This is a genomic window from Micrococcus sp. iso_26 (genome assembly GCF_056172975.1).
Map to the genome: position 1 here is coordinate 1,780,764 of NZ_CM149652.1, position 18,793 is coordinate 1,799,556.

Annotated in this window: 17 protein-coding genes; 5 read left to right on the forward strand and 12 right to left on the reverse strand. The window is 76.8% G+C overall.

The genetic code is table 11. From position 1 onward, the window contains the following. Nucleotides 1–60 precede the first annotated feature (60 nt). Both AC0VX0_RS08210 and AC0VX0_RS08215 read right to left on the reverse strand, forming a co-directional pair. Nucleotides 61–1,167 carry a 4-hydroxy-3-methylbut-2-enyl diphosphate reductase gene (locus tag AC0VX0_RS08210; protein ID WP_475451508.1) on the reverse strand — a complete coding sequence of 369 codons (1,107 nt, stop codon included), beginning with the start codon at nucleotides 1,165–1,167 and terminating at the stop codon, nucleotides 61–63. Between the two features lie 53 nt (nucleotides 1,168–1,220). After that, complete coding sequence (locus AC0VX0_RS08215; RefSeq protein ID WP_036340353.1) at nucleotides 1,221–2,309, reverse strand: hypothetical protein; 1,089 nt, start codon at nucleotides 2,307–2,309, stop codon at nucleotides 1,221–1,223. A gap of 187 nt (nucleotides 2,310–2,496) precedes the next feature. On the opposite strand from AC0VX0_RS08215, the gene xseA reads away from it, so the two are divergent. Beyond that, entirely contained in the window at nucleotides 2,497–3,810 is a 1,314-nt protein-coding gene (xseA, locus tag AC0VX0_RS08220) for an exodeoxyribonuclease VII large subunit (protein ID WP_221846258.1), read from the forward strand. Then, nucleotides 3,807–4,094 (forward strand): exodeoxyribonuclease VII small subunit, encoded by a 288-nt coding sequence (locus AC0VX0_RS08225; protein WP_043281217.1) that lies wholly within the window; start codon nucleotides 3,807–3,809, stop codon nucleotides 4,092–4,094. The genes xseA and AC0VX0_RS08225 overlap by 4 nt, the downstream gene beginning before the upstream one ends. 117 nt (nucleotides 4,095–4,211) lie before the next feature. On the opposite strand, the gene AC0VX0_RS08230 is transcribed toward AC0VX0_RS08225, so the two are convergent. The 5 genes from AC0VX0_RS08230 to AC0VX0_RS08250 form a co-directional block, all read right to left on the reverse strand. Next, on the reverse strand, nucleotides 4,212–4,796 hold the full coding sequence (locus AC0VX0_RS08230) for a type 1 glutamine amidotransferase domain-containing protein (protein ID WP_010080458.1): 585 nt from the start codon (nucleotides 4,794–4,796) through the stop codon (nucleotides 4,212–4,214). A gap of 127 nt (nucleotides 4,797–4,923) precedes the next feature. Continuing rightward, nucleotides 4,924–5,841, reverse strand: coding sequence for a PPK2 family polyphosphate kinase (locus AC0VX0_RS08235; RefSeq protein ID WP_036316615.1), 918 nt, complete (start codon nucleotides 5,839–5,841; stop codon nucleotides 4,924–4,926). Then, complete coding sequence (locus tag AC0VX0_RS08240; protein ID WP_036316613.1) at nucleotides 5,834–7,072, reverse strand: pyridoxal phosphate-dependent aminotransferase; 1,239 nt, start codon at nucleotides 7,070–7,072, stop codon at nucleotides 5,834–5,836. The genes AC0VX0_RS08235 and AC0VX0_RS08240 overlap by 8 nt, the downstream gene beginning before the upstream one ends. A gap of 83 nt (nucleotides 7,073–7,155) precedes the next feature. Continuing rightward, the gene (locus tag AC0VX0_RS08245; RefSeq protein WP_036316612.1) at nucleotides 7,156–8,292 is read right to left on the reverse strand and encodes a glycine betaine ABC transporter substrate-binding protein; all 1,137 of its coding nucleotides are present in this window, start codon (nucleotides 8,290–8,292) and stop codon (nucleotides 7,156–7,158) included. After that, a complete protein-coding gene (locus tag AC0VX0_RS08250; protein WP_036316610.1) occupies nucleotides 8,289–8,765 on the reverse strand; it encodes an NUDIX hydrolase in 477 nt (158 codons plus the stop codon). Before AC0VX0_RS08250 ends, AC0VX0_RS08245 begins: the two co-directional genes overlap by 4 nt. A gap of 160 nt (nucleotides 8,766–8,925) precedes the next feature. On the opposite strand from AC0VX0_RS08250, the gene AC0VX0_RS08255 reads away from it, so the two are divergent. After that, a complete protein-coding gene (locus AC0VX0_RS08255; protein ID WP_138976807.1) occupies nucleotides 8,926–10,761 on the forward strand; it encodes a hypothetical protein in 1,836 nt (611 codons plus the stop codon). Nucleotides 10,762–10,820: 59 nt separating this feature from the next. Here AC0VX0_RS08255 and AC0VX0_RS08260 read toward each other — a convergent pair whose 3' ends face one another. The 3 genes from AC0VX0_RS08260 to AC0VX0_RS08270 form a co-directional block, all read right to left on the reverse strand. Then, on the reverse strand, nucleotides 10,821–12,044 hold the full coding sequence (locus AC0VX0_RS08260) for a phosphotransferase (protein WP_269295474.1): 1,224 nt from the start codon (nucleotides 12,042–12,044) through the stop codon (nucleotides 10,821–10,823). Nucleotides 12,045–12,066: 22 nt separating this feature from the next. After that, nucleotides 12,067–12,978, reverse strand: coding sequence for a hypothetical protein (locus AC0VX0_RS08265; protein ID WP_144825267.1), 912 nt, complete (start codon nucleotides 12,976–12,978; stop codon nucleotides 12,067–12,069). A gap of 77 nt (nucleotides 12,979–13,055) precedes the next feature. Then, nucleotides 13,056–13,682, reverse strand: coding sequence for a GNAT family N-acetyltransferase (locus tag AC0VX0_RS08270; protein WP_475451510.1), 627 nt, complete (start codon nucleotides 13,680–13,682; stop codon nucleotides 13,056–13,058). Nucleotides 13,683–13,739: 57 nt separating this feature from the next. Here AC0VX0_RS08270 and AC0VX0_RS08275 point away from each other — a divergent pair, with 57 nt between their 5' ends. Both AC0VX0_RS08275 and AC0VX0_RS08280 read left to right on the forward strand, forming a co-directional pair. Beyond that, complete coding sequence (locus tag AC0VX0_RS08275) at nucleotides 13,740–14,405, forward strand: 5-formyltetrahydrofolate cyclo-ligase (protein ID WP_475451512.1); 666 nt, start codon at nucleotides 13,740–13,742, stop codon at nucleotides 14,403–14,405. Nucleotides 14,406–14,493: 88 nt separating this feature from the next. Further along, nucleotides 14,494–14,772: an FmdB family zinc ribbon protein gene (locus AC0VX0_RS08280; RefSeq protein WP_041104378.1), complete on the forward strand. Its 279-nt coding sequence runs from the start codon at nucleotides 14,494–14,496 to the stop codon at nucleotides 14,770–14,772. A gap of 20 nt (nucleotides 14,773–14,792) precedes the next feature. Here the strand turns inward: AC0VX0_RS08280 and AC0VX0_RS08285 are convergent, their stop codons facing one another. Both AC0VX0_RS08285 and AC0VX0_RS08290 read right to left on the reverse strand, forming a co-directional pair. Continuing rightward, complete coding sequence (locus AC0VX0_RS08285) at nucleotides 14,793–15,032, reverse strand: hypothetical protein (RefSeq protein ID WP_101965831.1); 240 nt, start codon at nucleotides 15,030–15,032, stop codon at nucleotides 14,793–14,795. Continuing rightward, a complete protein-coding gene (locus AC0VX0_RS08290) occupies nucleotides 15,022–18,786 on the reverse strand; it encodes a DUF4011 domain-containing protein (RefSeq protein ID WP_101965832.1) in 3,765 nt (1,254 codons plus the stop codon). Before AC0VX0_RS08290 ends, AC0VX0_RS08285 begins: the two co-directional genes overlap by 11 nt. Nucleotides 18,787–18,793: the final 7 nt, after the last annotated feature.

Consider the following 18,793-nt stretch of genomic DNA (forward strand, 5'->3'; position numbering starts at 1 on the left):
CGCTACGTCGGCGTCGCGACGGCGAGTCTGCGGGCCTCAGCGAGGAGACGAGGGGCGCGGTCAGGCCTCGGCGTCGCGGCGGCGTCCGCCGAGGGCGCGCCCGTCGTCGCCCACGCGCTTCATCTCCGCGCGCAGCTCCTTGGGCAGGGAGAAGATGATGTCCTCCTCGGCGGTCACCACCTCGTCCACCTGCCCGTAGCCGTACTCGGCCAGCAGCGCGAGCACCTCCTGGATCAGCACCTCGGGCACGGACGCGCCGGAGGACAGGCCCACGGTGGCCACGCCCTCGAACCAGGACTCGTCCACCTGGTTGGCGAAGTCCACGCGCTCGGCGCGGGAGGCCCCGTACTCCGCGGCGACCTCCTTGAGGCGCACCGAGTTCGAGGAGTTCGCCGAGCCCACGATGATCACCAGGTCGCACTCCGGCGAGATCGACTTGATGGCCGCCTGCCGGTTGGAGGTGGCGTAGCAGATGTCGTCCGAGGGCGGGTCCTGCAGGTTCGGGAACCGCTCGCGCAGCACGGAGACGATCTCGAGGGTCTCGTCCACGGAGAGCGTGGTCTGGGAGAGCCAGATCAGGTTGTCCGGGTCCTCCACCTGGACGGTGCGGGCCTCCGCGACGTCGTTGATCACCGTGGTGTGCTCGGGCGCCTCGCCGAACGTGCCCTCGACCTCCTCGTGACCGTCGTGGCCGATCAACAGGATCCGCTTGTCCTGCTTCGCGAAGCGCACGGCCTCGCGGTGCACCTTGGTCACGAGCGGGCACGTGGCGTCGATGGTGCGCAGGTTGCGCTGGGCGGCCTCCTCGACGACGGCCGGGGACACGCCGTGCGCGGAGAACACGGTCAGGGCGCCCTCGGGCACCTCGTCCAGCTCGTCGACGAACACCACGCCACGCTCGGTCAGGGTGTCCACGACGTGCCGGTTGTGGACGATCTCCTTGCGCACGTACACGGGGGCGCCGTGGTGCTCGAGGGCCTTCTCGACGGCGACGACGGCACGGTCCACGCCGGCGCAGTAGCCACGGGGGGCGGCCAGCAGCACGCGCTTCTCACCGGACACGGGCGCGGCCGCCTCCACCTCCTCACGGGAACGACGAACGCGCGGGACCTGCGGCATCCCGAGGCCGACGGCGGACGGACGGGCGGAGACGGAGGGAGCGGACATGCCCTCCATGCTATCGGCCGGGACGCAGACCGGGCCCGGGCTTCGCCGCGGGCTCAGCGCGACGTGACGTCGGCGGCGGTGTGGGAGCGGCCCACCGCGGGGGGACCGTCCGCCCGGGCGGCACGGACCCGGCCACGCCGAGCGACCCACAGCTCGGCCAGGGCCAGCAGCAGGCCCGCGGCCAGCACGATCCAGCCCAGGGTGGTCAGGGTCTGGGGGTAGGGGGCGACGGCGGCCGCGAACGCCGGGCGGGCGGCCTCCTCCATCTGCTGGACGAACGCGGCCACCCCGGGGGAGGCCCCCTCGGGTGCCGTGAGGTGGACCGCGTCCGGACCCAGGCGGGCGCCGCCGATCAGTCCGCCGGCCAGGGCGACCGCACCCGCCACGGCCACGGCGAGGCCCCGCCGCCCTCGGGGGGCGAGCAGCAGGGCGCCCACGAGCGCCAGCACGGAGGCGGCGGCAGCCCAACGCCAGTGCGCGGAGGCGTCCACCCAGCGGTGCACGGTGGCCCGATCCGTGCCGGCCAGGGCGTCGATGCGCGCGTCCATGCGCAGCGCGGTGCTGTCCCGCAGGTCCGCGGCGCGGTCGTACAGGGGTGCCAGCAGCGTGTCCGCGGCCCAGTCGCCGACGTCCGCGCCCGCGATCGTCTCCAGCAGCGCCTGCCCGGGCAGGTCGAACCGGTCCTCGCGCAGGTCACGTTCGATGTCGCCCAGGGCGGCGGTGATCCCGGACTGTGCGACGGGACCGAACGGGATGGTCACGTCCGCGCCCGAGCCGGGCTCGTCCGCGCCCTGCGGGTCCTCGAGCTGGGCGAGCCAGGCGCGCCGGGCCTCGTCAGCGGTGTCGGACCAGCCCTGCACCACCTGCGGGTCGTCCGCCACGCGCTGGGCCAGCGGGCGCAGCAGGTCCTCGGCCACCTGGGCCAGCGGGCCGGGCACCTGCTCGGGGATGGCGTCGTGCACGACGTCGTCGATCACCCCCGGCACGGCGGCGCGGACCTCGGGGTCCACCGCGACCTGCTCCGTCACCCCGCGCAGCAGCTCCGGGCGGTGCGTCGCCTCGTCGACGAGGGCACCGGCCGTCGCGAGCACCGCCAGCAGGCCCGCCAGGGCCGCGACGAGGAAGCTGAGGGTGGTGCGCATGAGGTCCTTTCCGTTCCGTTCCGACCCCGTCGAGCGTACTGATCCCGGCCGGATGTTCCCCGGTCTGAGCACCCGACCGGTCCGGCGGCGGCCCCGGGGGACGCCCGGGCGCCGTCTTGCGCGTCCGGCGAGGGCGGTACGGTGGGCCCGTGCCCGGGCGGACCGGGCGCGGACAGGAGGGACCCGGATGGACCAGCCCGTGACCGAGGGCGCCCCGGCGGCGTCGGACGTGCCCGGCTCGGCGCCCGCCCGCGCGGGCGAGACCTCCGCCGAGCGGCCGTGGCCCCTGCGCCGGTTCTCCGAGAACCTCAAGGCCCACATCGAGCGCGCGCCCGCCACGTGGATCGAGGGCCAGCTCATCGAGTTCAAGAACAACCGCGGCAACGTCTACATGACCATGCGGGACCTCGAGGAGGAGGTCTCCCTGCCGCTCACCGCCTGGCGGAACGTCGCCACGACCCTGGACGGGACCGTCCAGCAGGGCTCCCGCGTGGTGGCGCGCGTGAAGCCGAACTTCTGGCTCAAGGCCGGGCGCCTGTCCATGAACGTACAGGAGATGCGCCCGGTCGGCCTCGGCGATCTGCTGGCCCGCGTGGAGCTGCTGCGCCGGGCCCTCGCCGAGGAGGGGCTGACCTCCCCCGCGCGCAAACGACCCCTGCCCCTGCTCCCCCACCGGATCGGGCTCATCACCGGCCGCGACTCGGACGCGAAGAAGGACGTGCTGCGCAACACGCTGCTGCGCTGGCCCGCGGCCGAGTTCGAGATCCGTGAGGTCGCCGTGCAGGGCGCCGAGGCCCCTCGGCAGGTGGCCGCCGCGCTCGCCGAGCTCGACGCCGACCCGACCGTGGACGTCATCGTCATCGCCCGCGGCGGCGGGGCGCTCGAGGAGGTCGTGCTCCCCTTCTCGGACGAGGCGTTGGTGCGTGCCGTGGCGGTGGCGCGCACGCCCGTCGTCTCGGCGATCGGCCACGAGGCGGACCGCCCGGTCCTCGACGACGTCGCCGACCTGCGCGCCTCCACGCCCACGGACGCGGCCAAGCGGATCGTCCCGGACGCGGCCCAGGAGGCCGCGGGACTCGCCGACGCGCGCCTGCGGCTGGCCGCGGCCGTCGAGCGCCGCGTGCGCGCCGAGGCCGAGGGGCTCGCGGCCCTGCGCTCCCGGCCCGTGCTGGCCCGTCCGCACGTGATGGTGGACACCCGGCAGGAGGAGACGGACCGGTGGCGCGAGCGCGGCCGGTCCGCCCTGGGCCACCGGCTCGTCCGCGAGGAGGACGCACTCACGCAGCTGCGCGCCCGCGTCCGCGCCCTGTCCCCGCAGCGCACCCTGGACCGCGGCTACGCCGTGGTCCAGCACGCCGGACAGGTCGTGCGCGACGCGGACCAGGTCGCCCCGGACGACCGGCTCGACATCCTCGTGGCGGTCGGACGGATCGCCGCGGACGTCGTCGCGACGCATCGGCCCACCCCGACCCCATCCCACGAGAGGACACGACAGGCATGAGTGAGCAGGGCATGGAGCAGACGCAGGACCCGGGCCGCCCGAGCGGCGTGGAGGGCTTCACCTCCGCGGACGTCTCGGACGTGGCCCGGATGAGCTACGAGCAGGCGCGCGCCGAGCTGATGGAGACCGTGGGGAGGCTGGAGGCCGGTGGCGCCGGCCTCGAGGAGTCCCTGGCCCTGTGGGAACGCGGGGAGGCGCTGGCCGACCGCTGCCAGGCCTGGCTGGACGGCGCCCGCGCCCGCCTCGACCAGGTGCGCGGCGAGGCCGCCCCCGACGTCGACTGACCACGCCCCCCCCACTTTCGTTCGGGAAACGGCGGCCTCCGCCCCGCTTTCGTTCGGGAAACGGTGGGGGCGGGGGCCACCGGCCCCCGCCCCCACGCGACTCGCGCCCGACGTCGGTCAGGCGGTCTGGTCCTCGTGCTTGCCCTCGCTCAGCTCCTCCACGACCTTGGCGTTGAAGGCGTCGAGATCGTCCGGGGAGCGCGAGGTGGTCAGCCCGTTGTCCACGACGACCTCCTCGTCCACCCACTGGGCGCCCGCGTTCTTCAGGTCAGTCTTCAGGGACGGGTAGCTGGTCAGGCGGCGGCCCTCCACGACGCCGGCCTCGATCAGGGTCCACGGGGCGTGGCAGATGGCCGCCACCGGCTTGTGCTGCTCGAAGAAGGCACGCACGAACGCCTGGGCGTCCTTGTTGACGCGCATGGCGTCCGCGTTCAGGGTGCCGCCCGGCATCACGAGGCCGTCGAAGTCCTCGGCCTTGGCGTCCTTCACCGTCGTGTTCACGTCGAAGGACTCGCCGTGATCCCAGTCGGACTGCATCGCGGTGATGGTGCCGGACTCCGGCGAGACGAGCACGGGGGTCGCGCCGGCGGCGATCACGGCCTCCCACGGGGAGGTCAGCTCGACCTGCTCGACGCCGTTGGTCGCGAGGAACGCGACGGTCTTGCCGGTCAGCGGGGCATTCTGGTTGGCGTTCTCAGTCATGGGTCCACCTTTCGGATCGGATCCGGAGCGCCTCTGCGGCGCCCGGTGTCCGTACATCGACTCACCGCGGCCCCGTGCTCGGCAAGGTCCGGCCACCACTGCCCGCCCAGCGCGACGACGGCGGCGCTCAGCCCGCCAGCAGGCGACGGCGGGCGGCCGCGACGTCGAAGTCGGCCTTCGGCCAGTCCAGCCCCATCCCCTGCAGGGTCTCGATGATCAGCTGCTGCACCGCCAGCCGCGCGAACCACTTGCGGTCCGCCGGCACGATGAACCACGGCGCGTCCTCGGTGTCCGTCCGCTCGATCGCGATCCGGTACGCGTCCATGTACTGGTCCCAGTACGCGCGGTCATCGAGATCGCTCTCGCTGAACTTCCAGTGCTTCGTGGGGTCGTCCAGGCGGGCCAGCAGGCGCTTGGCCTGCTCCTCCGGCGAGATCCGCAGCATCACCTTGACGATCCGTGTCCCCGCGGCGCGCACGGCCGCCTCGAACTCGCGGATGGCCCCGTAGCGCTCCTCCACCTCGGCCAGAGGGGAGAGCCCGCGCACGCGGTGCACGAGCACATCCTCGTAGTGCGACCGGTCGAACACGGAGACCAGGCCGGGCCGCGGGAGGTGCGGTCGGATGCGCCACAGGAAGTCGTGGGCGCGCTCCTCCGGGGTCGGCGCCTTGAACGCGTGCACGTGGACGCCCAGCGGATCCATCGCCCCGATCACGTGGCGCATGATCCCGCCCTTGCCGGCGGTGTCCATGCCCTGCAGGACCACCAGCAGGGACGGCACCTCCCCCACGGGCGCGTCGCGCACCGACTGGGCGAACAGCAGCTCCTGCAGGTCGGCGAGCACCGCGCCGCGCGCGGCCAGGTCCTTCTTGCCCTTCGCCTTGTCCCCGCCGTAGCCGGGCGTCGCGGCGGCGTCGACGTCGGCCGGGCCCCGGACCTCGTCCCCGCGGCGGGCGGCGAACAGCTCCCGGGCGGGGGCGCCGAAGACGCCGTCATCAGTGGCACGGGCGGGACGGCCCGCCTCGGTGGCCGGGGTGTCAGCCATGGCGCTCCCTCCAGTCCTCGAGGAAGTCCTCGAGGCGGTCCAGGGCCACGTCCAGGTCCTTCACGCTGGGCAGCGTGACGAGCCGGAAGTGGTCGCTGTGCGGGTAGTTGAACGCCCCGCCGTGCGAGACGAGGATCTTCTTCGCCCGCAGCAGCTCGATGACGAACGCCTCGTCGTCGTCGATCGCGTAGACCTCCGGGTCCAGCCGCGGGAACAGGTAGAGGGCGCCGTGGGCCGGCTGCACGGACACGCCGGGGATGGCGTTCAGGCGGTCCTGGGCGAGGTTGCGCTGCTCGAGCAGCCGGCCGCCGGGCAGGACGAGGTCGTTGATGGACTGGTAGCCGCCCAGTGCCACCTGGATGGCGTGCTGCGCGGGCACGTTGGCGCACATCCGCATGTTGGCCAGCAGGGTCAGGCCCTCGAGGAAGTCGGCGGCCCGGTGCTTCGGCCCGGACACGGCCACCCAGCCGGAGCGGTAGCCCGCCACCCGGTACGCCTTGGACAGGCCTGAGAACGTCAGGGTGAGCACGTCGTCGGACAGGCCGGCGGCGTTGATGTGGCGGGCGCCGTCGTAGGTGATCTTCTCGTAGATCTCGTCCGCCATGAGGACGAGGTTGTGGCGGCGGGCCACGTCCACGATGCCCTGCAGCACGGCGCGGGAGTAGACCGCGCCGGTGGGGTTGTTCGGGTTGATCAGGACGATGCCCTTGGTGCGCTCCGTGACGAGGGACTCGATGTGCTCGAGGTCGGGCTCCCAGCCCTCCTCCTCGACGCAGCGGTAGTGCACCGCCCGGCCCCCGGCCAGGGTGGTGGCGCCGGTCCACAGCGGGTAGTCGGGCGAGGGGACGAGGATCTCGTCGCCGTCGTCGACCAGGGCCTGCAGGACCATCGTGATCATCTCGGAGACGCCGTTGCCGATGAACACGTCGTCCACGCCGATGTCCCGGATGCCCCGGGACTCGTAGTACTGCGAGACGGCGGTGCGCGCCGAGTAGATGCCCTTGGAGTCCGAGTAGCCCTGCGCGTGCGGCAGGTGCTGGTGCATCGCCGCCAGGACGGCGTCCGGCGCCTCGAAGCCGAACGGGGCCGGGTTGCCGATGTTCAGCTTCATGATCCGGTGGCCCGCGGCCTCCATCCGCTGCGCCTCCTCCAGGATGGGGCCGCGCACGTCGTACCGGACGTTCAGCAGCTTGGCGGACTGGCGGATCTGGCGGGGATGCGGGGTGGGCATGCCCCCATCATGGCACCCCCCGGGCGGTGTGCATCACAGTCGAGCTCGTGCGACGCGGGCCGGCACCCCGCCTCCGTGCGGGCTCAGAACCAGGAGCCGCGGGGCACGAACCAGTCCTCAGGCGCGTCCTCCAGGCCATGGTCCACCAGCCAGTACTGCGCGGCCTCGGCGGCCGGAAGCGGGTCGGCGCCCGTGGTGAGCCGTTCGAGCTCCCGCAGACCGTCGCCGTCGAGGGCGGACATCACCTCGGCGATGCGCCGCTCGGCGTCGTCATCCAGCGTCGCGGCGGAGCCGACGGCGGTCAGCCGCCCCTCCGGGAGCACGCGGCCGTCGTCCTCGAGCGGGACGAGCGTGTTCGCGTCGATCTCCGGATCCGTGTCGGTCAGCAGCGCGACCTGGGCCTCGTCCGCGACGAGGGCGGCGCTCGGGTCCTCGGTGTCGGCCAGCCAGGTCTCGGGTCGGCAGCCGGCGAGCCGGTCCAGGCGGGCGCGCAGGGCCGTGGCCGCGTCCGGATCCGCCGCGGCGGTCAGGGGCGGGGGTGCGACGGCGGTGAGCGACTCGCACCGGCCGTTGAGGTCCGTGATCGACTCGAGCTCGAGCCGGGCCGCGGTGGTCTGGGTGACGACCGCGGTCAGGCGCAGCACGCCCGCCGACGAGGACAGCACCGCCGGGGCCTCGTCCTGCGGTGTCCCCGCCGCGGACGTCTGCCCGGCGAGCAGCGTCTCCAGGACGCGCCCGGCCGCCGGGGCGTCGGCCGCGGGGTCGCCGACGGGCAGCGCGGTGGGGCTCGGGGCGGCGGTCGAGGCGGTGGCCGAGGCGGTGGGCACGGCGTCCGTGGACGGGCCGGCCTCCATCCCGGTCGGCGTCGACGCCGGCGACGGCGGGGACGGCAGCGCCGCTGCGGGGTCGGCGGCGGTGGCCAGGGCCAGGGTGTCCACGACGGCGACCGTGTCCCCGCCGGCGGCGGACCACGCCGACTGCTCCACGGCGACGCCGTCCTCGTCCGCCACGGCGTGGCCGTGCAGGCGCAGGTGACGGGCCAGGACCGCCGCGACGGCGCCCTCCAGGCCCTCGCCGCCGTGCACGACCGTGATCGGGGTGCCTGACGCGGAGGGCGTCGGCGGGGCGTCCGCCTGCCGCGCGCACGCCCCCAGGGCCAGCGACAGCACGAGGGCGGAGGCGGCGAGGGCCGTCGGGCGGCGGTGGGCGGGGCGGCTCACGTGTCCACCCCGGCACGGGCGAGCGCCTCGGTGACCCAGGAGGCGGTGCGCAGCTCGCTGAGCTCCGCGAGGTCGAACCAGCGTGCGTCCGTCGAGGATCCGCCGACCTCAGGGCGCAGGACGCCGCCCGTGATGCGGGCGGTGTAGAGGACCTGCACGGTGAGCAGGGGCAGCGGCTCGCCCCGCAGGCGCTTCTCCACCGGGATCGTCCCGGTCGTGACGCCCAGCAGGCCCGTGAGCTCGGCGGTGTGGCCGGTCTCCTCCCAGACCTCGCGCAGGCACGCCTCCTCCGGGCTCTCGCCGAGTTCGATGCCGCCGCCGGGCAGCGTCCACTGCAGGAACTCGGGCCCCTGCCACGAGCTGAGCAGGACGCGGCCGCCGTCCACGATCAGGGCGTAGGCGCCGGCGCGGGTCTGGAACGGGCCTGCGGGGTGCGCTCCGGCGGCGTCCGGGGCGGCGGGGGTGGTGCTCATGGCTGCGGTCTCCTGGCGGCAGTGGGACGGCCCGCGGCGGGCGACGCCGCGGGCCCGGCCAGTCTACGAGCACCGCCCACCGCGAACAGCGGCACGGTCCACCGACCCGCGCCCTAGGCTGGAGGACCACCCGTCCCACCCCCCGGAAGGAGCCGCGCCCGTGGACACCCCGCAGGACCCGCCCCACCGGGACGACCCCTCCGGCGGCCCCGTGGAGCCGGCCGTCGACGCCGCCCTGGACCGGGTGCGCGCCCTGCTCCGGCAGGCCCGCGGCACCGCGGCGCCCGACGCCCCGACCGCCCTGGACGCCCGAGGCTGGTGGGAGCTCTCCCTCGAGGCCGCGCTGCGCGACGAGCCCCGGGAGTCCGCCCGCCTCGCCGACTCCGGTCTCGCCGCGCTCGGGCCCGGCCAGGACGACGTCCGCCTCGCCCTGCTGCGGGCGCTCGCCGTCGCCGCGGGCCAGGTCGGGGACGAGGCCGCCCTGACCCGCTGGGTGGAGGCCCGGGCGGCGCTGCTGCGCCACCTCGGCCGGCCCCGGCAGGCCGAGCTCGAGTCCCAGCTCGGCGCCGCCCTCGTGCGCGACCCGGACACGGTCGAGGCGGCGGTGCTGGCCGGCGTCGTGGAGGACGAGCCGGGCGCTCCCGGCGAGGACCCCGGGGACACCGTCCTGCCCGAGGCCGCCCTGGCCCTGGCCGTGCACCGCGTGCACACCGGGGACCTGGACGCCGCGCTCGAGCTGGCCCGCCGCGTCATCGCCGTCCTGGGCGGGCTGCGCGCGGCCGGTGCCCTGCTGCCCACCGGCTCGTGGTCCAGCGCGCACCTGCTGCTCGCCCGCCTGCACCTGTGGCGGGGCGAGCACGCCGAGGCGGACGCGGCGGCCGCCGTCGTCACCGCGCTGCCCGCCGCCCGGGCCGTCCTGGCCTCCGCCACCACGGTGCGGGCGATCGCCGCCCATGAGCTGGACCGTCCGACGGCGGCCCTCGACCTGGCGCTCGAGGCGGCGGAGCGGATGGCCTCGGTCGGTCTGCGGCGCGGCGCGGCCTCCGCGGCGGCCCTGGCCGGGCGCGTGGCCGGCGACCTCGACGGGTACGAGGAGGTCGCCGTGGCCGCGTGGGAGCTGGCCTCCGTGCACGCGGAGAAGGCCGAGGCGCCGGAGGCCTCGAGCCTGAGCTACTGGTGGGCGCACCAGCTCGTGCTCGCCGGCCGCGCCGACGAGGCCGAGCCCCTGCTCGCCCGGTTGGTGCGCCGCGAGGCCACCCACGGCCGGGACGTCGAGCAGGCCCGCGCCCTCGTGGACCTCGGCCACGCGCACCACGACCAGGACCGCGCCGAGAACGCGCTGCCCCTGTGGCGGGAGGCGGCCGGCCTGTTCGAGGCCCACGGCCAGTGGGAGGACGCCGCGCGCACGCTCCTGGCCGCCGGCGCCCTCGTGAACCGCGAGCGCGACGAACGCACCCGGCCCTCGGCCCTCGACCTGTTCGAGCGGGCGGTCGCGGCCGCGCGCCAGGCGGTGGACGAGGACCCGGCGGTGCTGCCGGCCGCGCTGCACGCGCACGGGTACCTGCTGTGCGAGTCCGGCCAGGCGGAGGGCCTCGACCTCCTCGAGGAGGCGCTCGCCCTCGTGCGGGACGCCGGCGCCGACTGGCAGGTGGCCGACTACACGGACACCCGCGCCCGGGCCCTGTGGTCGCTCGAGCGGGGGCCGGAGGCGATCGCCACCGCGCTGCAGGCCGCCGACCTGTTCACGGCCGCCGGGGACCGCGAGGGCGCCGCGCAGGCCGAGCTCTTCGCCGCCTACGTGGTGGCCGAGGACGGCAGCCCCGAGCAGGCCGCGACGCTCTTCCGCCTGGTGTGCGACTCCACCGACTCCACGCTCGTGCGCCTCGGCGCGCTCACGGGCCTGCACCAGTGCCTGTCCGCCCTCGGGGACCACGACGGCGCCGCGCGCGTCCGGGACGAGCTCGACGCGCTCCGGGAGGGGCTCGGCGCGGACTGACCGCCGCTCGAGGCGGCGGCCCGGCGGCCCGGCCCGACGGTGGCGGCAGCCGTCGCGGGTCAGAGGCCGACGCGGGCCAGGGCGGCGTCGGCGGCGGCACGGCGGGCGGCCCGCACGGCGCGGGGCGCGGTCGGCTGCGCCGCGAGGGCGGCGAGCACGGTCGCGACGCGGGCCGCCAGCGCCACCTCGTCGACCTCGCTGCGGGCGTGGCGCCGGAACCGTGCGGCCACGGCGCGCAGCGCGGCGCCGCCGGCACCGAGGTCCACGGCGCCCGCCTCGAGATGGGCGATCAGGACGGCCCAGTCGTCCACGCGGTGCCCCATGCCCAGGTCGTCGGCGTCCAGCACGCCGGTGATCCGCTCCCCCGCCGCGTCCACGTGCAGGTTCCCCGGGTGCAGGTCGCCGTGCACGGGCACGCGCGGGCCGGGGTCCCCGGCCGCGAGCGCCGCGCGGATCCGGTCCGCCCGGGCGGCCGCCTCGTCCTGGGCCTCGGGGTCCAGCACGACGGCGGCCCACGTGGCGTGCTCGAGCAGGACGGCGGGTCCGCCGTCGTCCGCGGCCGCCCCGGCCGTGGGGCCCGCCGGGCCGGGGGGCTCCTCGGGCACCGGCGGCAGCCGGTCCAGCAGCGCGGCAACCCGCGCGGGGTCGAGCGCGGCGGCCTCGGGCCCGGCCAGCAGCGCCCGCCAGGGCAGGCCCGGCACGCTGGCGAGCGGGAGCACCCCGTGCTCCGGCGCCGCGCGGACGGCGGGCACCGGCACCCCGGCCGCCCCCGCCGCGGCCATGCGCCGGGCGACCCGTGCGGCCCGCGCGGGCGGGAGCACCTTCAGGAACGTGCGGGCCACGACGCCGTCGTCGCCGGTCGCCTCGACGGCCAGGACCGCGCGGTCCCGCGGCCGGTAGCCGCGCCACGTGAGGCGGGCCCGGCCCGGCGCCGTGCCGATCAGGGCCGCGAGCGCGTCCGGATCGGCGGTCAGCGTGAGGCCCGGCAGGACGGGGTCGGCGGGGGCCCACCACCACAGGGTGCCGTCCTCCAGGATCCCGCGCTCGCCCGGGACGGGCGGGCACGCCGCGCCGGGGGCGGCGGGGTGTCGGGGGTCGCGGGCGAGGACGAGGGTGCGGGAGCGGACGCGGGCGTCGCCCGCGCGTCCGGTCATCACGTCCAGGTCCAGGACGCGCGCGAGCCGACGTCCCCGCTGCAGGTGCAGGGCGTCGGCTCGGGTGCGCAGCCAGCGCTCGCCCGACGCGCGGACGGCCTGGCGCGCGGCGGCTCGGTCGATGCTCACGGGCGCGCCCGCCCGGCGGGGCTCAGCAGGCCCGGCGCCGCGCCAGGACGTTGTCCAGGTCCAGGGCGGCGATGTCCTGCTCGGCGGCGGCGCTGATCTGATCGTCCGCCGTGCGCGCGGCGTCCTGGGGCCGGGTGTCCGCGCCGGTGGGGGCGGGGGTCTCGAGCGGCGCCGGCAGGGGGCGGGCCATCTCCGGGGCGTCCAGGTAGGTGGGGCGCGGCACCGCGGGGATGGTCACCGCACGGTCCGCTGCGGGGGCGGCGGCGGAGGCGGTCACCACCACGGGCTCGGCCCGGGACGCGGCGGGCGCGGCAGCCGGACGCGGCGCCTCGGTCTCGAAGGCCAGCACGGTCTCCAGCACGCGGCGGTCCCGCTCGGGGTCCGCGGGCGGGGCCTGCCGCTCCTCGGCCGCCGGGGCGGTGGGGCGCTCCGGGACGACGACGGCGGCGGGCCGGGCGCGACGGGTGCGGTCGCGGACCGCGAGGGCCCGCAGGCCGGCCAGCCCGGCCACGGCGAACAGGAGCGACCAGCCTGCCAGGGCGAGCGTGCCCGCGCCGAACGCCGCGGCGAGCCCGGCCACGAGGAACACGAGCAGGGCCACGAGGACGGCGAGGAACAGCGCCGTGCGCCCCCACCGGATGTGCAGGCCGGTCCGGCCGCGGGCGGCGCGCGCCGCGTCGGCGGCGGCGCTCAGGCGGCCCGAGAACCGGGCGGTCAGGGCACGGACGGCGGGCGAGCTCTGCAGGCGGTGCATGAAGGACCTCGGCATCGACGGGCGGGCGGGGGCGGACGCGAGACGATGGCGGCGCAGCACGAGCCGCCAGGCCAGGAAGGCCACGAGGGCCACGATGACCAGCGACGCGCTCACCCGGGCGTCGGCCAGCGCGTCGAGCGCGGCCTGCACGGCCCTCGTCGGCGCGGTGGTCTCGTCCATGCCGTCAGCCTAGCGCCGGAGGCGGACCGGCCCGGCCATCGCGGCGTGTCCGCACGCGGCGTGTCCCGCCGGACCGCTCAGGGGCGCGGCCGGGTGGCCAGCCACCGGGCCAGCAGGCCGTCGGGGACCTCCTCGGCGGTCACCGCGAACGTCCGGTGGTCCCGCCAGGCGCCGTCCACGTGCAGGTACGCGCGCCGCAGGCCCTCGTCGCGCAGGCCGAGCTTCGCCACGACCCGCAGGCTGGCCGCGTTCTCCGGGCGGATGTTGACCTCGACCCGGTGCAGACCGGCGCTGCGGAACGCCCAGTCCGTCGCCATGGCCACGGCCGTCGGCGTCAGCCCCCGACCCGCCTCGCGACGGTCGATCCAGTAGCCGATCGAGCCGGAGAGCACCGAGCCGTACTGGATCCCGCCCAGGGACAGCAGCCCCACCAGGCGGTCCCGGTCCGGGCGGTCGTCGTCGAGGGCCATGCCCCACGTGTAGGCGCTGCCGTCCCGGCCCTGGCGGCCGTGCCAGCGGACCATCTGCCCGAACGACGCCGGGCCCGCGCCCGGCACGGGGCTCGTGGCGTCCCACGGCGTCAGCCACTCCCGGTTGTGCGCCCGCTGCTCCTCCCACGCCTCCCGGTCCCGCCGCCGCAGCGGCCGCAGGGCGAAGGTGCCGTGCCGCAGGGTCACGGGCCAGGGGGAACGCTGCCAGGACATGGCGTCGATCCTATGCGCGGCCGGGCGCGGCACCGGTGCGGCGGGCATCATGGGGACATGCGCACTCCCCCTCCCGTGCCCGAGCCCGCCGCCACGGGCCCCGTCGCCGGCGTCGACGACGTCGTGGACGCCAAGGCCGCCCTGCGTGCGCGCCTGCGCACCGCCCGCCGCGACCGCTCCCCCGCGCGCCGCGCCGCCGAGTCCGCGGCCGCCGTCGAGCACCTGTGGGCGTGGCTGGGTCCGCGCGTGGCCGCGGCGACCACGGACGGGACCGCCCCGGTGGTGGCCACCGTGCTGCCGATGGCCACCGAGCCGGACACCGGTGTGCTCCGCGCCCGCCTGCTGGCCGCGGGGGCGCGGGTGCTCGTCCCCGTGATCGAGCCGGAACGACGCCTCAGCTGGGCTCCGTGGCACCCGGAGGCCGCGACGGCGCGCGCCGCGAACGCACCCGTGGACGAGCCCGTGGGCGAACGACTCGGGACCGACGCGCTGGCGGCGGCAGCCGCGGTGGTCATGCCGGCGCTCGCGGTGGCCGAGGACGGGATGCGCCTGGGCCAGGGCGGGGGCTACTACGACCGCGTCCTCGCCGAGCTGCCGCGGAGCGTGTCGACCGTGGCCCTCGTGTTCGAGGACGAGCTGCTGCCGGCGGGCGCCATCCCTGCCGAGCCCACGGACCGGCCCGTGGACGGCGTCGTCACCGCGGCCGGGCTGCGCTGGGTCTGAGCCCGGCCCGCGGCGCGGAGTAGCATTGGGGGTCGGATCCCCCCAGAACCGCGCGCCCCGGCGCGCCCCGAGCGAGCTGGAGCTGAGCATGCCCACCTACGCCTACCGCTGCAAGGACTGCGGCCACGCCTTCGACGTCGTCCAGGCCTTCACCGACGACGCCCTCACCGAGTGCCCCGCGTGCGGCGGCGTCCTGCGCAAGCAGTACGGCTCGGTCGGCGTGAGCTTCAAGGGCTCCGGGTTCTACCGGACCGACTCGCGCTCCGGCACCGGGGGCACCGGCTCGGCCGGCGGATCGACCTCGGACTCGGCCGCCGGGTCCTCGACGTCCTCGACGTCGTCCTCGTCCTCCGCCCCCGCGGACTGACCCGGCCGGATCGGGCCGGCTCAGCCCCAGTGGGGCGGGCGCTGCTCGCGCAGCCAGCGGTCGTGCTCGGCCTCGGCCGCGCCGATCTCGACCCCGGCCTCATGTCCGGTCGGCGCGGTCGCCGGCGACGTCCCGGCCTGCCCGGTCAGCCGGGGCATCCCCGGCAGGCGCGGCTCGCGGCCGTCGGCGGCTGCCGGGCCGGTGCCCGGGGCGTCCGCCCGGCGCGGGCCGCGGCGGCGCGGCGCGCCGTCAGCGGACATCGTCGTCGGTCTCGTCCGTCTCGTCCGCCGGCTCCACGCCCAGCCGGTCGGCCAGCTCCCGGGCCACGGACTCCGGGTCCGCGAACACGTCGATCGCCCACAGGGTCCGGGGCTCCCAGCCGCGGGCCTCGAGCCCCTCGGGCAGGGTCCGCGAGCGCTGCCGCACCGTGAGGGCGCGGTACACCTCGCCGCCGTCGCCGGCCAGGGCCAGCGGACGGGGCGCCTCGTCCCGGTCCGCGCGCGGATCGAGCACGGCCAGGTCCATGACGCCGGCGTAGCGGGGCAGGACGCGGGCGCCGTGCTCCTCGAGACGGTCGCGCAGATCGGCCAGCAGCGGGTCGCCCACCATGCCCACCGGATCCGCGGCGTCCTCGCCGAGGTAGGCCTCGAGCAGCCGCAGGAACCAGAGGGCGCCGCCGTCGAGCCGGTCCTCGTCCAGGTCCGCGGCGCGCAGCGCGGAGATGAGGTGCAGGCGGCGGCGTGCCCGGGTGAGCGCGACCGTGACCATGCGCTCGCCGTCCGGGTCGGAGAAGGCGCCGAAGTGGTGCACCACGCGGCCGTGCGGGGTGCGGCCGTAGCCGGGGGTGAGGATCACGGCGTCACGCACCACGGAGGCGGCGCGCACGACCGGCACGATCACGAACGGCTCGGCGTCGGCGGCGTCCTCGCCGCGGCCGCGGGCGAGGAACTCGTGGGCCCACGGCGCCTGCGCGGCCGTGGCCTGCACGGCGGCGGCCACCCTGCGGGCGTGCTGCTCGGACACCGTGACCACGGCCAGGGACTGCTCGGGCCGGTCGCGGATGTGCTCGAACACGCGCTCCACGGTGCGGGCGACCTCGGCGTTCGTGGACTCGACCACGTCGCCGCCGGTCATCGGGATGCCGGTGCCCTCGGGCAGGTACTCGGCCGTGACGGCACGATCCCGGCCGGTGGCCTCGCCCGCGGTGGGCAGCGCGTCCAGGGCGCCGTCATAGGCGAGCGCGGAGAGCAGGCGCACGAGGCGCCGCTCGAGGGGGCGGTGCACGGTGCGCAGCGGCAGGGTGGGCAGCACCTCGTCCAGCGCGTCGTGGGCCGAGCGCAGCGGGCGCAGGGGCCCGGCGGTCGCCGTCGGGTCCACGGACACCTGGAACGACTGCGGGCGCCCGATGACCGGGTCGCCGAGGGCCACCACCTGGGGGGCGCGGGTGAGCGCGCCCATCGCGGTGGCCAGGGCGGTCGCGTCGGCCTCCAGCAGCACGACGACGTCGGCGCGCCACTCCGGGGGGAACTCGGACAGGGCCATGGGCGAGGTGGTGACCACCGGCACGAGCGGCTGCAGGAGCTCGGGGGTGATCGTGGCCAGGGACTCGACCGTGGGGCTGCCCTGCTTGAGCAGGGTGCGCAGCACGGCCGCGTCCGCGCGATAGGTGCGCAGCGCCTCCCGCCAGCGCGCGGCCAGCGCGGCGGAGAGCCGGGCGCCGCCGCGCTCGAGATGGGCGCGGTCCAGGTCGCGGAACCCGCGCTCGACCTCCGCCAGGTCCGTGCCGCTCATCATGGCCAGGAAGTCGTCCCCGGAGATCATCGCCTCGAGCGCGGACTGCCACCACGCCAACTCGAGCTCGGCGGTCAGGGCCTCGGTGGGCACCTCGCGGTCGCGCAGGTCCTCGAGCAGCTCCGCCAGGCCGTGGTCGCGCAGGCTGTCCAGCACGAGGGTGCGCTCGGGCAGCGTGGCCAGGGTGTCGCGGTCCGCCACGAGCCCGTCGACGGCGGCCACGAGGTCGTCCACGTCCCGCTCCTCCAAGGGCGCCTCGGCCACGGCCTCCGGGGCGAGGACGCCCTCGAGCCGGCGCAGGCGCTCGCGCACCTGGCCGACCTGGCCCATCACGTGCTCGCCCTGGTCCGGCACCTGCGGGGGCGTGCCCGGCTCGGCGGCGTGGCGGTTCCAGTCCTCCAGGACGGCGGCGGCGTCCACGAGGGCGCCGTGCAGGTCCGTGGGCTGCACGCCCGGGCGGACCGCGTCCTTCGCCGCGCGGCGCAGGCGGGACCGGGTCACCGAGGACATCTCGACCAGGTGGAGGCGCCGCCACGAGCTGGTGGCGGTCGCCGCGACCAGCTGGGGCACGTCGAGGGAGAACACCTCGGGGGTGAACTCGGTGAGGGTGCGGGCCACACGGCGGTAGAGGTCCGCCTGCTCCGCCCAGCCGGCCACCGTGCGCTCGGGGCGCAGGCCGGCCTGGGCGGCGGCGGTGTCCACGGCGCGCCGGGTGGTGTGCAGGGCGGCCGCCAGCTCGTCGGCCAGCTCCGAGGCGGCCTCGGTCTCCTGCACGTTGCGCACGCGGGCGCCGAACCAGCGGCTCTCGGTGGCGGCGGCCGAGAACGCGCCGAGCTCCCCGGCGCGCACGAGCTGCTCGCCCACGGCCTGCCGGTTCACGGTGGAGTCCAGCACGGAGCGCTTGAGGCGCACGGTGGTGGCCGGCGGCGTCTCGAGCCCGGTCAGGGCGGCCAGGGCCTGCATCGCCTGGAACGGCGAGCAGCCCCAGCGGGGGCGGACGTGGTGCAGTGAGCCGACGTGCTCCTGCAGCCGGCGCCGTCGTTCGGTCAGGGCGGCCTCGTCCCGGGCGGTGTCGGGGTCCACGGCCCGCTCGGAGCGCAGGACGGCCTGCACGAGCTGGCGGCGGAGCAGCTCGGGGTCCGCGTTGGCGGGCACGTCCAGCGCGATCGAGCGCAGGTCCGCCTCCTCGAGGCGGTCGAGCACGTCGGCCAGGGCGGCGGAGCGCTCGGCCACGACCAGCACGCGCCGACCCTCCCAGGCCAGGCGCGCGGCCAGGGCGGCGGCGGTCTGGGTCTGCCCGGTGCCGGGGGCGGCCGCCACCACGAGGGACTCCCCCGCCGCGGCGTGCTCGAGCACGCGTGCCTGGGCGGCGTCGACGTCGACGACGAGGCGCTCGTCCGCCGGGGCGACGTCATCCTCCGCGGGCGCGCCCGTGGGCTGCAGCGCCGCCGGGCGGGGCACCATGCCGGTCCCGGCGTCGTACAGGGCCTGCACGACCGGCAGATCCTCGAGGGAGGCGGGCAGGGAGGCGGTCTCGCCGAGGTCCGCGAACGTGGAGACGAGCAGGCAATCCTGGATGTGCAGGTCCGCGATCGCGGCGGTCTCCTCGCGCAGGCGGGCGAACGCGGGGGCGGGCTCGAGGCGCGCCGTGGCGTAGGCGGCCTGCTGGTACGCCTCGGGGTCCAGGGCGATGCCGTGGTGCCGGCGCAGGTTCCGCACGAGCGCCGGGTTCAGGCGGGCCGGCTCGGTGATCTGGACCTCCAGCTCGTCCCGGCCCCGGGCGCCGCGGCGCACCGTCAGGGCCACGCGGGCCAGCAGCACGGGGGCGGAGCGGCGCTCCCGCCGACCGTCCTCCTCGGCCGTCCACGTGGCCACGCCCACGGCGAGCGCGCCGACGTCGATGCCGCGTTCCTCCGCCAGCTCGCGGACCTTGGCGCGCAGGCCGAGGGAGACCTCGTGCGCCGCGTCCAGCTCCGGGCCGGCCGGCAGCAGGGTGGACAGGCGGGTGCGCCGCCCCAGCAGCAGCTGCGAGACGCCGGAGGAGTTCGCCTCCGTGAGGTCGATGCTGTTGGCCGCCGAGGGCGCGAACCGCAGCATCGTGTCGTTCTCGGCGCCCGAGCCCAGGGAGGACACCCAGGCGGCCGGGTCGGGGCGGGTCTGCCCCTCGTCGGGGCGTGCGGCGGCGCGGGCGCGGGCCAGGCGCGGGAACTCCTGCTCGGTCACGTGCGTG